The organism is Flavivirga abyssicola (genome assembly GCF_030540775.2).
Lineage (GTDB): Bacteria > Bacteroidota > Bacteroidia > Flavobacteriales > Flavobacteriaceae > Flavivirga > Flavivirga abyssicola.
On record NZ_CP141266.1, the window covers coordinates 1,054,115 to 1,068,602 of the forward strand.

Consider the following 14,488-nt stretch of genomic DNA (forward strand, 5'->3'; position numbering starts at 1 on the left):
TAGCTATTTTTGAAATATTATAGTAGCCTTAAAACCATTTCCTAAGCTTGTGTCAAAGTTAAATGTCCCTTTAATATTATTTATGCGATTTTCCGCATTAGCCAATCCATTGCTTTTTATATTGCTTTTAATACATCCAACACCATTATCTGTATAAGTAATTATTCTGTTCTGTGCTTTATCATTAAGCATTAAAGTTATCCTTTTACAACCACTATGTTTTTTAGCATTTATTAATAATTCCTGTATCACTCGGTATACAGCTATTTTTTTATAATCCGCTATCATCTGCCAATCGTAATCATCTAGATTGGTAATTACATTAACATGATTTGTATTGTACTGAACAATTAAATTCTTTAGTTCCTTTTTAAAATCGGTCAAGTCAATACTGGAAATATCGGTAGATATATCTCGTGCTCTTAAATATATATTGTGGAGTTTATTTTCTAACAATTCTTTAGAGGAAGGCTTCCCTAAATCTAAATTGTCTTCCACAAAATTTGTAAGAACAGAAATATCGTTTGCTATTTCGTCATGTACTCTTTTGGATATGTTTTTTTCGGTTTTATAAACTTCCTGTACTTTGTCTTTTTTATGTTTTTGAATTAATGAATAAACATAAAAGACAACAAGAATAATTAATATAATTCCTATTAATAAATATATAACCTTTTGTCTTTTTTGTATTGAAACTTCTAACTGCTGATTAACTGTAAGTATTTTTAGTTTTTGAATTTCTTCGTTTTTAAGCTGATCATCGTATTGAATTTTAGCAAATTGGGTTTTTACTTTTAATTCTTGTTTTTGCAAACTATCGCTTAAAGCGATATATCTATTTTTAATTTTAAGATTATTTGGAGCTACTTTCATCAAAGCTCTTAATGCTTCTATTTCTCCTTTAGCATTCTTTATAGTTTTTGAGGTTTTTAATGCTTTGTTAAACCAAACTAAAGATTTTTTAGAGTCCTTTTTTAAATAAAACTCCCCTAAATGATTATAACTAGCTAGTAATCCATATTTATCATTATGCTTAACTCTAATATTTAAGGCATCAAAAAACAAATTTTCAACATTCTTAGATTTTCCAAGCCATAAAGCATAAGCTAAATTATCAATAGCCCTAGCTTTTTTTATTACATTTTTTTGAACTAAAGAGTCTTTAATAATAACTTCTAATATTGATATCGCTTTTCCATACGCTTTCTTTTCTATATATAATATAGCTAGATTATTCTTATAGGCTAATTTGTCTATATCCGATTTTGTAATTTCAATGGCTTTTTTATAATATTCTATAGCATCCTCAAAATTTAATAGATTTTTGTTATTAGATGCAAGTACATAATAAGCTGAAGCTACATATTTTTCATCTTTTTTAAGTGACAAATATTTCAATGCATTAGTAATCGTCTCTTTACTACCAAAGTAGTCACTGTTACTTTGTTGAATATATGCCATATTCAGCAGTCTTTTTCCAATTTCACTGCTATCTTTAAGAATTATAAAATTATTTTTTGATTGATTATAATAAGAAAATGCACTATCTGGCATATATTTAACGGTATTGAGATAGTATGCTTTTAAATAATTTGCTTTTCCTTGATAGTAATAATTGTTGCTGATCGTTGCTTTTTTCAACAACAAAGCATTGTAGTAAATTAAACTATCGTATTCTTTGAGAACATTGTGAATAATTGCTTTTCGGTACAATACCTTATAAAGCAATGTGTCATTAGGTTGCATAAAAAGCAATCTATATGCATTGTTAATTGCTTCTTTTCTTTTTGCCGGGTTTTGTGTTTTATCTTTTGAGAAGTTATAATAGCTAGAAATACTGTCTAACATCTTATGATTCTCTATATTACCAGCTTCCTTATATTCACAGGAATACAAAAGAGAAATAAAAACAATAACAAGTAATTTATAGTCCATTACTTCTTTATATTATTAAAAAATCATTCACTTACTATTATAGAAAAGGTCGTAATAATACGACCTTTTCATTATAAAAACCTACTTTAATTATCATCTGGTTCTACTATCACCCCATTCTTATCGCCTTCTGTAACTTGCATTTCTGATTCTTCTTCAAGACTGCTTGTTGTACATGACGTCAAAAACAGGTTAGTAATCATTAAAATTCTGAATAAAAATCCATTTAATTTTCTCATTTTTAAATTTATCAGAAAATTACAAATATTATTGTCATTAATGAAAAACCACATGTAATATATTATCATTTTAAAATAATGTCTTTAATCATCATCTGGAGTTTCTGGAACTTTTTCTTCTTCTCCTTCAATAGTAACAACCTCTGGTGGTTCTTCATTTTCGAGACTGGTTGATGTGCAAGACGTTAAACATAAGTTAGTAATCATTAAAATTCCGAATAAAAATTTACTTAATTTTCTCATTTTTTAAACTTTTAAATTGTTAGAAAAATGAGAGGCCTCTCTGTTATTCGACAACACTATATTGCCTTGTAATTACAATGCTAAATTGATAATGTTTTAATTGAAATGGTTGACATGTATAGTCGTGTCTAGACTCACTAGTATAACTACCTTAGTATAAGCACTACATTTTTTACTATATTTAAACATGATAAAACTGCACCTAAATAAAGATGAAGTTTATTGCTTTATTTTTCTCATAGATGCCATTTTAGAGGAATGGAAATCCAAGTACCCTAACAATAGTGAAAACCAATTATGCGAAAGAATAAGTGAATATGAGTCGTTAGAAGGACAAACACGAGGCTCTAGAACTTTTAAAAGAGCGCTTAACTTGAGGAAATTTCTGAATGGAGAGGCTATTACTGACTTCAATATACCTGATAGAGTCACCCTAGATATATTAAGTTCTTATTACTACGATGGTGAACATTTAAAACGGTTTCAAAATATCCCTAAAGAATATCCCAAAGAAATAAAAGCACATTATATAAACAGTCCAATAAAAGATGAAATAATTGCTTCTATTTTTAAAGAAAAAGCAAACAATAATTTAACAGATACAAACTCTACTATTAACAACAATAATGAACCTGTAAAAAAAAATAAATTAAAAAACTCTAAATTATTGTTTCCTTTACTTCTTACTTTAAGTGTTTTCTTTTTTATCTATCAATTTAATGCAACACATAAAAAGTCGTTGTTAACGCAAAAAATAAAACCCAAAAAATCAGCTCAAAATAAAATTTCAGCAGCTAGCTTATTCTCCAAAATTAGAACTTTTAAAGCTAATTCTAATGAAGATATTACGTTAACAAGAATCAACTTTTATTCATGGGCGCATCATAAAAAAACCTTAATTCCATTAGATTCAATGTTGGTAAAATTAACTTTAAGAAATAATTCTAAACAGCGCTTTTATATCGACAGATTAACTCTAAAAACTTTAGAAAAAAATGAACTAATAAAACAGCCTATTCTTAAATCTGATTTGTTTTTTACTTCTAACTTTAGCATAACAATTAATCAGCAAGAGGTTCCTCAAAACTATGTTTACAAAGTTATTAAGGATAATGATTTTGATTACTTACCTCCAAATTCTGAGACAGATATGGTTATTACTGTGAAGGGGAATATTGCCGATAAGAATGAATTAGTGAATTTCATGTTTTTTGTTGAAGGCCATGATGCGATAAGTCCAAAACATATTGAACTTAAAAAGCCGTATTCGTTAGGTTTTCTAAAAAACAATTAGCTATTATAATAAAACTTACATGAACTACAGCTTCTCAAAAATTAAAAATGTTACAATAACATTTATAATAACTTTACTATTCTCTCCTCTTGTAAACACCCAAAACATCCAACAAAATAAAAACGAAAATAATAATATTTCGCTAATTGAATGTTATTCAAACCTCAACAATGCTTTTAAAATAATAGCCTCCCCAAATCAACAATACATTTTTGTTCTTCAAAAAAATATCCCTAAAGGTATTTCAAAACTAGTTGTTTTAAAAAAAGAGCTTTACTTAAAAAAATTACTAACTATTGAAACTCCAAACATTCTAGATATTGCTATTGGCAAAGACAATAAAACTATTTTTCTTCTAAGTAATTCGGGGTCTATCTTAAAATACCATTTTAGTAAATCAAAAAAAAAATTATCCCTTATTCATAAGTCGGTTTTATCTAATACAAAAAATCTGTTCACAAAAGGATTAATCATTATTTCTGAAAACGAAAAATTTCTTTACTGTTCTACACAAAACAAAACCCAATCGTTTTTAAAAGCTTATAGCGTACATGATAATTCAATAAATGAGATACAGGCCATAAACGGTAAAAGACATGACATACTGGAAGGTCTTTTATATTTGACAATAGAGGACAATTATTTATTTGCATATTCTTTTCACCATGTCAACATAGGTGTTTTTAAAATAAATACTAATGGAATATTACAGTTTCAAAAATTTTCTTCATATCAAGGATTTTATAATGCTATGGTAAATCTTAGTACGTCAAAGAAAATATTATATCTAACACATGTTGCAGTTCAGCAATATCAGATCAAAAGCCCATTATTAGTTTTAAAAAATGGATCACTGACACCTCTATCTAAAATTAATGCTAGCTCAAGTTCTTTTCGATTTGCCTATCCTTATAAAAATAACGACAACATTATATCTATAAATAAAGATAAAATAAATATCAAAACCATAAACCCTGATAATACAAGTTCTATTGTTACAGTAAATACTACTAAAGAATTGCAAGAAGGTATAAAAGACCTCATCATTCTAAACAACAAAATCTATATACTAAATGCTAATAATTTATGTGTATATGATATTGACTCAAAACCAAAAATAGAAACTATTAAACCAACATTAAGCAAAAAGCCTATCGTACAAACGGAAGAAAACACAGAAGTAAATAACACTATAAATTCTGATGAGCTTATCCAGGCCATTAGAAAACATGATGGCAATAAAATATTAAAAAGTATAGCATCTGGAGTAAACGTTAATTATCCCGATATATATGACGCTACATCTTTAATGTGGGCTTTTTATTTTAGTCAAGTAGATGTTATTAAACTTTTGCTATCTAAAGGAGCAACCACAGAGAGCATAGGAGGAATTTACCAAGACAGAAACTTTGAAAATTACTACGGTAATATTCTTTCAATTGCAATAGAAAGAGATTTTGAATTACTCAGGTACGCCATTGAAGAGCTAAAAATCCCCTGGAATGATCAACAATATGATATATTCACTAATCAAAAATCTGGACATACAGCTTTATCTTCTTTATTATTAAAAAAACTAAACTTTCAACTTCAAATTAACGATCCTGAATTACAAACTGATTTATTAAATAAATCGGGCTATCAATTTCAAAGTCATGATATCAGTGATATTATTGATCAAGAACTAGAACGAATGAAACTATCTGAAAACGATTTGATCGCTTGCGAATATATTATTAGTAAAATACAAAACAGAACGGAAAAGAAGATTTATAAAAACCTATTAAATTATAAAAAAAGAAAAGACATAACTATTTTAAATAAAATTATTTCAGATTTAAAATCTATAGATATTCCTTATTTAAAAATATTATTGGTCGATTTAATGGCCTTATCCCTCGAAGAACAAAGCGAAATAAAGACCTATGAAAACGTATTAGATTTAAGCAAAAAATATTATGGAACATTCCACCCTAAAACGATTACTCATACTTTTAATCTTGCTATTAGCTGCATTTATAATAGTAGTTTTCAAAATAAAAAACTACTATTAGATAGAGCCGAAAAATTATTATGGCAATGCTTAAGAAATAGAATTACTCGTTATGGCCTCTATCATTCCTTAACAGGCAGAGTATTAAATGAACTAGCCCGAATTGAGTTTTTAAAAAACGGAAATAATTCAAACGAGTATTCCATATTAGCTAGTAAAATAAGTGATAAATTAACCAATGTTAGTTATGGAGGTATAAATTACAATCAATACGGTGCTTATGGGTATCAAACACTAGAACGAGCAGGAGTTAACCTAAATGACTTTGCTTTACATGCTAATTATTATAACAATCGATTTAAATCTGGATTTGATCGCATCAAGTCATTCTTCCCGTCACTTCAGTTTCAATCATGGTCTCAATCAGGAATACAAAAAAAATATTTTGATGTAAATTTTATGATTAACTATATAAATCAAAATTTCGATTTATTAAAGGACAAGTTTATTTCAAAAGATTCCACAGTGTATATTTCAGAGATAACGCATGCATACAATGCCATATATAGTTATCGTGAAAATGCAATAACGGAAGGGTATTACCAAAACTCGCTTCAAGAACTCGATGCTAAATTATTTAATTTACAGTTAAGAATTAAAGGTATGAATTTACTTCCTAAAAAAAAGAAAATGGAATTCATGGATTTGCAAAAAACATTGACTGAACAGGAAGCTATAGTGGAAATAATACGTTTCAATAATTTTATTTTCTCTGAAAATAGCGACATTGAATATAACAGTAACCACACTGATGAATTTAATATTAAATATATCGCCTATATTTTAACAAAAGAAAGTCCAAATCCAGTAATGATACCCTTGTTAATTAATGGGAAAGATGAAAAAAATTTCACAAAAGCCTTGTTTTCAAATGGTTCAAATCAAAAACCCATAATTAATTTCATGCATAAAGAAAGAGAAAATCTTTATAACAAAATTTGGGCACCGCTAGAACCTTACTTAAAAGAAAAAACACAAATTTATTTATCTCCTGATGGTTTATTTCATCAATTTCCATTTGATTTATTAGAGAATGACAATAATAAAATCACTGAGAACATTGAAATTATTAGAGTTATTAATTCTAGTAATGTTGTCAAATTAAAAAAACATACTGAGAACTATAAAAATAATAAGATCAAACCTAATGCTGTATTAATAGGAAACCCTGATTTTAATTTATCTGGTAAATGTATCACCACATCTAGAAATAAGACACCTCCCCTACCTGAAACTATCAAAGAAATTGATTTTATAAGTACTTTGCTAAAAAATAAAAAATGGGAGGTAAGCTCTTTAACAGGTAAACATGCTAAAGAAAATGTTTTAAAGCAAATTAGCTCGCCTACCATTTTACATATAGCGACTCACGGAAATTATCGTAAAAAAAATATAAAAACCCCTTTTGAAAGTTTTGTAAATCATTACTTAAAACTTTCTGGCTGTGATTGTGATCAACAAAACAAAAATAATGATGGGTTATTAGATGGAAAAGAAGCCCAACTAATAGACTTAAAAGACACCCAATTAGTTGTGCTTTCTGCATGTGAAACTGGTATCGGATCTAGTATAAATGCTGAAGGAATTATAGGTATTTCTAAAGCATTTCAAATAGCTGGTGCAAAAAGTATTATTTCTACTTTATGGAAAGTAAATTCAGAAATAACTGTAGAATTTATGAAATATTTTTACGGAAAATTTTCTGAAACCAACAATAAATTTCGAGCTTTCAAATATGCTAAAGAAAAATTAAAAACAAGCTGGGGTAGTGATTTTTCAGCAGGTTACATCATGATAAACTAAATCTAAAAACGCTTTCATTTTTATTTTAAATATATGTCAATTAAAAGAAGTATTTTAATATGTATTACAATTCCATTTATTTGTTTCAGTCAACAACAATCTTTAACTACTGAAACTTACTTTATTGGAAATAGACATTTCATAGTGTACGATTCAATTATGCAATTAAAAATCAATCCAAAAGATGGAGAAGATTTAAAAAGCAAGAGAAACTCGAACTATTATAAAAACTTAAATGATAAATTCCCACAATGGAAAGACGATACAACTATAGCTTATAGAGAAATGGATATCGATTTAAATATTGTTAACAAGACTCAATCTTCATGGGTATTAAATGCTATCAGCCTAATTATTGTAGAACAAAAAGAAACTCAAAAAAATAAAATATACACTTGGCCATATCGAATTAGAGGTGAAGAAGATAGTATTGATTTTAAAATATCTAATAATAAAAATTCTTTTATTTATATTCCTTCTAACATTCTTATATCTAAACCAAACGAAGGAGATAATTTACTTAATATAAACATACAAACTGATGAAACAGGTTTAGAAAAAAAACATATTATTTTAAGTTTTAAACTTGAATTAAATTTAACAGAAATAGGTAAAACTAATACTATTAAAATCCCATCTGACAAGATTTATCATCTATGTATGTATTAATATTTTTGAAAAAAAATTATAAATTTTTAATTAGGCTCATTCAGAATTCGATGAACTTTTGATTTTAACAAAATAACACCTTGAAGTCAATTGTTCTTAGTTTTTTCATGTCTCAAGAAAAAAGAAAACCCCTTTTTGTACCACACTGGCCATTTTTGGGGTTTTATGTTTCTTCAAAATCCGAAAAAGTATAATTTTCACAAGGGATTTTTATGAATGTATCTAATTACGTCAAATTCTTTAAACAATAGATCAAATGTTATTTTAAATATTAATGATTATGACTGTCATTATCATCATGTTCATTTTCTTTACCTTCTTTATGATCATCTTTAACGGCTTCATCTCTATATCTACAACAAGGATGTACCGTAGCATAAGCTTCGTCTGTTGCTTTTAATTCTTTAGTATCATGTCCTACTGCTACAATTTTGTTTTGTATGGTCTTTAAATCTGTTTTTCGTTCGTCATAAATCAGTTTCAATTCATGGGTTTTTACATTCCATACCGCAGACTTCACCCCTTTAGTATTTAAACTTGCTTTTTCAATTCTGGTTTTACACATTAAACAAACACCATCAACTTCCATAGAGGCTCTGGCATTTTTGTTTTGGGCAAACGATACTGTTGTTATTAATATTACTAATACTGTTATTATTTTTTTCATAATTTATATTTTTTGTCATTCCTGCGAAGGCAGGAATCTGATTTTTTATTCTTTTAGTGTCATTGCGATACTTAGCAAAAGTCCTGGCAATTTATTTAATTCAAAAGATTCTTCACTTCGTTCTGAATGACAAGTCTTTTACTTTGTCTGGTTGAATGCAATCTAGAAATACAAAAAAAGGCTTGACTAAGCTCGACCAGACATTTAGTTTCTATTCATAAGATTCCTGCCTTCGCAGGAATTTAAATTTTAAATCGCAACCCTGCGTAATACATACTCCCAAAAATGGGACCATATACAAATGTGGTATCAAAATTTGAACCAAAAGGGTCATCTGCCCCTAAAATAGGATTATTTTGTCTCACATTGGTAATATTTTCACCTCCTAAATATACTTCAAATTTTGGAGAAAACACTTTAGTTACTTGTGCATTTAATGTCGCCAATGTTGGTGTTTTGTCTGATAATTGATAATGTTCAGGATTCGTTTCTGTTGAAGAAAAACGCTGCTCTCCCAACCAATTATAGGTTGCATCAAATTTCCAGTGTTGACCGTCGTCTTGCTTTTTAGTCTCGTAAGATACATTTGCAAATAAACGATGGGTTGGCACTAATGGTTTTGATAATTTACCAGAATTATAATCCGTTTTTACATCATAATATTTATAAGCCGTTCGTAAGTCGAAATGCTTAAACACATTATAATTAAGTTCTACTTGGAAACTATTTGCGTAACTATCGCCTTCTAAATTATAAAAGCTCACTTCTTGCGGGTTTTCATAATCAACTACCACCTGGTTTTTAAAATCCGTTTTATAAAAATCTAAAGTGATATCTGCTTTTCTTCCAAAAAGGTTAAACCCTTGCAAATAAGACACCCCATAATTCCATGCAATCTCTGGATCTAAACCATAAATAGTTCCGTTAGTATTTACAATGTTAATATTTCTTGAGGTTGAAAATAACTGTTGATTTTCAGCAAAAATATTAGCGCTACGTTTTCCGCGTCCAAAAGATGCTCGTAATGCCGATTTCTCCCAGGGCGTGTAACGTGCATGTAAACGAGGTGTTACAAATGTACCCAATAAATTATGGTCATCTATACGGATTCCTGCCGTTACATTCAACTTCTCTAAATTGTCATAATTATATTCAAAAAATGCTCCTACAGATCTTTCGGTTCTTTCATACGCTGTGGTATTGACAAATTCATCGTAATGATCGTAAGTATAACTCACTCCTGTTTTTATTTTGTGTCTGGAATCGCTAATAATAGAGTTATAAATAGCATTGGCATACAAACTATTATGAGTGATATCATATTGATTCAATCCAAAATAAGAATCCTGTTTATGACTACTAAATGCTGTTTGAACTCCTAAACTCTGGTACGGGATCTCTGGATTCACATAACCTAATTTAGCCGATACTTCATAACGCCTTGTATCAATTTCACTCCCCCAAACTCCAGTTGTCAACTTATCAGTATCCGGATTAAAACCAAGTTGTCCTGTTTGTTTTTCATCATTTAAAAATTTCAGATTTATAAAACTCACAAACCCTTTTTCGGCATTAGTATACTGCCAACGATTCATAATATTAACTTGATTATACTTGGGCATATCCATAAAACCATCATCATTAACATCGTGTTCTTTATTATGGGTGTTACCATGCAAATACAAACCTGTATGCCATTTATCACTCACTTTTGTATTGATATGAGTATTTAACTCTAAACGCTCACTGCTAGCCCCATATAGATTCACAAACAACCTATCATCAGTTGTTGGTTTTACCAATTCTGCATTTATTTGTCCTGCTATACTTTCGTAACCATTTACAACACTACCTGCCCCTTTTGTTATTTGAATACTTTCCACCCAGGTTCCAGGGATAAAACTCAACCCAAAAGCTTGTGAAGCCCCCCGAATTGACGGAATGTTTTCGGTAGCAATTAAAATATACGGACTATTAAGTCCCAGCATTTTTATTTGCCGCGTTCCCGTAACGGCATCGGCAAAATTCACATCAATAGAGGGATTGGTTTCAAAACTCTCGGAAAGGTTACAACAAGCTGCTTTTAACAATTCATCACTACTTACAGTAAACACATTAGCAGCTTGTAAATATGATTTTGATGTGGCTTGTTTTCTGGATTTAATTGTAACAGCATCTAAATTATCAGTTGGCTGCAACCAATGCCTTACCATTTCAGGCTTCGAAATTGTTATGGTATCAGTTTTATATCCCACATAACTAATTAATAATTGTGTGTAATCCTTTTTGTATGGGATGCTAAACTTCCCATCTATATCTGTTACAGCTCCAACAGATGTATTTAACCAATATACATTAGCACCAGGCAAACCAATGGGTTCGTTTTTTTCATTTGCTTCCATGATGATCCCACTAATTTTACTTTGAGACGACATCATTATCGGAACTATTAATAATATATATACTATGTTTTTCATTTAATTGTAAGTCTTAATTAGCATGATAATTGCCATAACGATCATAATACTATTTTCAATAAATGTTGCTTTAGTCATGGGGAGTTTTAGTGCAGTTCCCAAACAAGCACATTGAATCGTTTTCTTTTTTAAAAGTGTTTTTGTAACTCCTATGGTTGTTATTCCCAAAATAACCAACGTGATTATTAAGGCTATTGGGATTTGGACGCGCATCAAAAACAAAATTCCTAATGCTAATTCAATAAACGGGTATACCCAACTATAAACAGGCATTACTTTGGCCAGCGGGTCGTACATTTTAAAGGATTCTGGAAAGCCTTTTAAATCTAAAAGTTTAAAAAAACTAAAAACGATATAGAAAAGCCCCATAAAGTCAAGCATAAAATCGGTTCCGTTCCATGGGCTATAATTTATTAAGATGGATGCAACGGTGATATATCCGAAGATTAAAAACAACGGAAATAACTGTTTAAACTCTGATTTCTTTTCTTTTAAGTCACTTATATTTGATACACTATTTTCTGAAATCGAATACTTATCCGATAACGCCTTTTGGAGTACCTCTAACGAAATGTGTGTTGACATCTCAATAGCGGCCTCCGCTTTTTCTAAATTTACTTTAGCACTTGAAATACCATCAATAGCATTAAGCTTATCTTCTACCGATATTCTGCAACCGTTGCAGGTCATACCTGTAATTGTATATGTATGTTTCATTTTGAAAAATAATTTGATTGAATAATCTTGATTGTTATTCCCGTAATTCATACTGAACTTGTTCAGTAAGGCGAGAATCTATTTCAAACTCATCTATAATTGATGAGATTCCTGCTTCAGTTCATCTTGAGTGCTTCAGCTATGCTCAGTATAAACTAAAGACGAAAGACAGAAATGACAATAAATCAAATTATAAAGACTTGGTCTAACACTTGTATGTCGACGACCAAATTAGGGGGAGAATAATCTTTATGAGGAATTGTTAACTTAGGTAACTCCTCAAAAAGACTAAAATAAGCATATGTGTAAGACGCAATGATTTGTTGTTTCTCAAAATCTAAATCTTCAAATGAAGAAAACTTTAATTCACTTTGACCTTCAATAACATCAATAACATCTTTGCAACACGGCTTTTTCGTGATTTTCTCTAAAGCGATTTCATAAGTTTCCATAGCACACTTATCCACTTCAGTAAAAATGGAAATATCAACTAAAACATCACCGCAAAAATGTTTTTCGATAGTAAAAGATACTGTCGAAAACAAAACCAGTAATGCCAGAAGCATTGAAAACCCTTTATATAATAGTTTTATCACAGAACAAAAATACAAAAAATTGAAATTGAAATTATATTTTTATTAAATGATTAACACTTAACTCTTGAGTTTGTGATAATAAAAGGCAGGTAATAGTAAGAGTAAAATAATAGGTTGAATTAAAAAACGACGTACGTTAAAAAACAGATAATAGTCTTCCTGTTTTGGGTTTATAACAAAGTATAAATAAATTAATATCAAAATAACATAGGCCAGCAAATAAACGATCGTTGAAAATTTAATGATACTCTTATCTTTAAAAAAAACATACAAAACACCCAATGAAATAACACTGTTTAATAAATATCGTAATGTTGTAAAGCTTACTAATTTTAAAACTTCACGCCTTGGGCTGTCAACATACAGGTAGTCGTTTTTAAAAAATGTTAGATAAGGGTCATAAAATAATTCACCTTCATAAACTCGAATTAAAACCAGCAACCCAAATAACAAAAACAGTAATATGTATTTAACAAACTTAGGCATCTTTCTTTTTTAATTTAGAAAAACGATTCACCCAAAAAATCCATAGTAAAAAAACCATACCGTAAATAATTCCGGGAAAGACAACTGTATGCATAATTTCTTGTTGCTCTGGATAGTGATAAAGCCCTATAGATATTATTACAATACGCATCAAATTAACGACATAAATTAAAACACTACCGGAAAGGATATAAAAAAAAGTTGTTTTTAATTTTCCTGAAAAAGCTATAATAAATGACATAAATAGTATGATAACACTTATTGAATTACATCCTTCAATAATGCGAGCAACATACTTACCATTTACGATAAGTTTCATAGAGGCTTCTTCTGGGTGTGGTATCATTTGAGCGTCATACCCAAAAGCACTCAATAATACCTCACTCTGTCTAGACACTAAATGCGTCATATAATCAGGGTAAAATATCGAACCCTCAGAGGCATCTAAATACAATTTATAAATCACAGAAAAAGACACATAAACTAATAAGAAAGTAAAGATGAACTTTATAACTGATTTGTATTTTATAAAAAGTGTTTTCAAAAACGTTTTTACTAATTTATAGTAGGTTAAAATTATGCAAACAAGATATCGAAATTACGTCTTTTTAAATACTTTTGCCAAAACTTTTGAATTTATGATTTTTGAAGACCTAAAACCTCAAGTAGAAACTATTGTTTTAAACACAGAAAGAACTGTAGACGAACGCCTTTTAAGTATTTGCGAACTCCTTGAAAACCATATAGATTATTATAATTGGGTGGGGTTTTATTTTAGAAATGGTAATAAAGAAGAGTTACATTTAGGCCCTTATGTGGGAGCTCCTACAGACCATACTGTAATTCCTTTTGGTAAAGGTATTTGCGGACAAGTAGCAGTTAGCAATGAAAATTTTGTAGTGCCAGATGTAGCGGCTCAAGATAATTATATTGCTTGCAGTATTACTGTTAAAGCCGAAATTGTTATTCCAATTTTCGTAAATGGTGAAAACATTGGCCAAATAGATATCGACTCCAATACTCCAGACCCTTTTACTGAAGCAGATGAACGTTTTTTAGAGTTTGTTTGCGCTCAAGTGGCTACGATTCTTTCTTAAATTCTCAAAAAATAAAATTACAAATTCTAACGTTTGCAGTACTTGTGCTATAGTTTGTATAATAATTTAATCTAACCCAAGTACTAATCAGAGAATAAATTTACTTTTCATATCTTTTCACAGATACCTAAAAGTTTATATGCATTAATTCTAATGCGTTACATCTTTCAACTCCACTTTTCTACTTTAATATCCAACTCGTCTACAAAATT

13 protein-coding genes are annotated in these 14,488 nt (G+C 29.2%); 4 read left to right on the plus strand and 9 right to left on the minus strand.

Going from position 1 to position 14,488, the window contains the following annotated elements:
* Window positions 1–3: 3 nt before the first annotated feature.
* From Q4Q34_RS04175 to Q4Q34_RS04185, 3 genes are all read right to left on the minus strand, one after another.
* Window positions 4–1,935 (minus strand): ATP-binding protein, encoded by a 1,932-nt coding sequence (locus tag Q4Q34_RS04175; RefSeq protein WP_303318514.1) that lies wholly within the window; start codon window positions 1,933–1,935, stop codon window positions 4–6.
* 86 nt (window positions 1,936–2,021) lie between these two features.
* A complete protein-coding gene (locus Q4Q34_RS04180) occupies window positions 2,022–2,174 on the minus strand; it encodes a hypothetical protein (protein WP_330444585.1) in 153 nt (50 codons plus the stop codon).
* A gap of 84 nt (window positions 2,175–2,258) precedes the next feature.
* Window positions 2,259–2,417, minus strand: coding sequence for a hypothetical protein (locus Q4Q34_RS04185; protein WP_303318515.1), 159 nt, complete (start codon window positions 2,415–2,417; stop codon window positions 2,259–2,261).
* 187 nt (window positions 2,418–2,604) lie between these two features.
* Here Q4Q34_RS04185 and Q4Q34_RS04190 point away from each other — a divergent pair, with 187 nt between their 5' ends.
* From Q4Q34_RS04190 to Q4Q34_RS04200, 3 genes are all read left to right on the plus strand, one after another.
* Window positions 2,605–3,711, plus strand: a complete 1,107-nt coding sequence (locus Q4Q34_RS04190; RefSeq protein ID WP_303318516.1) for a hypothetical protein — start codon at window positions 2,605–2,607, stop codon at window positions 3,709–3,711.
* A gap of 19 nt (window positions 3,712–3,730) precedes the next feature.
* The gene (locus Q4Q34_RS04195) at window positions 3,731–7,567 is read left to right on the plus strand and encodes a CHAT domain-containing protein (RefSeq protein ID WP_303318517.1); all 3,837 of its coding nucleotides are present in this window, start codon (window positions 3,731–3,733) and stop codon (window positions 7,565–7,567) included.
* A 159-nt stretch (window positions 7,568–7,726) separates the two neighbouring features.
* Entirely contained in the window at window positions 7,727–8,236 is a 510-nt protein-coding gene (locus Q4Q34_RS04200) for a hypothetical protein (RefSeq protein WP_303318518.1), read from the plus strand.
* A 271-nt stretch (window positions 8,237–8,507) separates the two neighbouring features.
* Here Q4Q34_RS04200 and Q4Q34_RS04205 read toward each other — a convergent pair whose 3' ends face one another.
* From Q4Q34_RS04205 to xrtF, 6 genes are all read right to left on the minus strand, one after another.
* A complete protein-coding gene (locus Q4Q34_RS04205) occupies window positions 8,508–8,903 on the minus strand; it encodes a heavy-metal-associated domain-containing protein (protein ID WP_303318519.1) in 396 nt (131 codons plus the stop codon).
* Window positions 8,904–9,145: 242 nt separating this feature from the next.
* Entirely contained in the window at window positions 9,146–11,380 is a 2,235-nt protein-coding gene (locus Q4Q34_RS04210) for a TonB-dependent receptor (protein ID WP_303318520.1), read from the minus strand.
* Entirely contained in the window at window positions 11,381–12,097 is a 717-nt protein-coding gene (locus tag Q4Q34_RS04215) for a heavy-metal-associated domain-containing protein (protein ID WP_303318521.1), read from the minus strand.
* Window positions 12,098–12,282: 185 nt separating this feature from the next.
* Complete coding sequence (locus tag Q4Q34_RS04220) at window positions 12,283–12,663, minus strand: HYC_CC_PP family protein (RefSeq protein WP_408611548.1); 381 nt, start codon at window positions 12,661–12,663, stop codon at window positions 12,283–12,285.
* A gap of 87 nt (window positions 12,664–12,750) precedes the next feature.
* On the minus strand, window positions 12,751–13,179 hold the full coding sequence (locus tag Q4Q34_RS04225) for an exosortase F system-associated membrane protein (RefSeq protein ID WP_303318523.1): 429 nt from the start codon (window positions 13,177–13,179) through the stop codon (window positions 12,751–12,753).
* Entirely contained in the window at window positions 13,172–13,723 is a 552-nt protein-coding gene (gene xrtF, locus Q4Q34_RS04230; protein WP_303318524.1) for an exosortase family protein XrtF, read from the minus strand. The genes Q4Q34_RS04225 and xrtF overlap by 8 nt, the downstream gene beginning before the upstream one ends.
* A 94-nt stretch (window positions 13,724–13,817) precedes the next feature.
* On the opposite strand from xrtF, the gene Q4Q34_RS04235 reads away from it, so the two are divergent.
* Window positions 13,818–14,276: a GAF domain-containing protein gene (locus Q4Q34_RS04235; RefSeq protein WP_303318525.1), complete on the plus strand. Its 459-nt coding sequence runs from the start codon at window positions 13,818–13,820 to the stop codon at window positions 14,274–14,276.
* Window positions 14,277–14,488: the final 212 nt, after the last annotated feature.

What these genes read in the sequence shown, in the direction of transcription:
- Q4Q34_RS04175 (WP_303318514.1), bottom strand. Translation starts at nt 1,935, where the DNA reads ATGGACTATAAATTACTTGTTATTGTTTTTATTTCTCTTTTGTATTCC.
- Q4Q34_RS04180 (WP_330444585.1), bottom strand. Translation starts at nt 2,174, where the DNA reads ATGAGAAAATTAAATGGATTTTTATTCAGAATTTTAATGATTACTAAC.
- Q4Q34_RS04185 (WP_303318515.1), bottom strand. Translation starts at nt 2,417, where the DNA reads ATGAGAAAATTAAGTAAATTTTTATTCGGAATTTTAATGATTACTAAC.
- Q4Q34_RS04190 (WP_303318516.1), top strand. Translation starts at nt 2,605, where the DNA reads ATGATAAAACTGCACCTAAATAAAGATGAAGTTTATTGCTTTATTTTT.
- Q4Q34_RS04195 (WP_303318517.1), top strand. Translation starts at nt 3,731, where the DNA reads ATGAACTACAGCTTCTCAAAAATTAAAAATGTTACAATAACATTTATA.
- Q4Q34_RS04200 (WP_303318518.1), top strand. Translation starts at nt 7,727, where the DNA reads ATGCAATTAAAAATCAATCCAAAAGATGGAGAAGATTTAAAAAGCAAG.
- Q4Q34_RS04205 (WP_303318519.1), bottom strand. Translation starts at nt 8,903, where the DNA reads ATGAAAAAAATAATAACAGTATTAGTAATATTAATAACAACAGTATCG.
- Q4Q34_RS04210 (WP_303318520.1), bottom strand. Translation starts at nt 11,380, where the DNA reads ATGAAAAACATAGTATATATATTATTAATAGTTCCGATAATGATGTCG.
- Q4Q34_RS04215 (WP_303318521.1), bottom strand. Translation starts at nt 12,097, where the DNA reads ATGAAACATACATATACAATTACAGGTATGACCTGCAACGGTTGCAGA.
- Q4Q34_RS04220 (WP_408611548.1), bottom strand. Translation starts at nt 12,663, where the DNA reads ATGCTTCTGGCATTACTGGTTTTGTTTTCGACAGTATCTTTTACTATC.
- Q4Q34_RS04225 (WP_303318523.1), bottom strand. Translation starts at nt 13,179, where the DNA reads ATGCCTAAGTTTGTTAAATACATATTACTGTTTTTGTTATTTGGGTTG.
- Q4Q34_RS04235 (WP_303318525.1), top strand. Translation starts at nt 13,818, where the DNA reads ATGATTTTTGAAGACCTAAAACCTCAAGTAGAAACTATTGTTTTAAAC.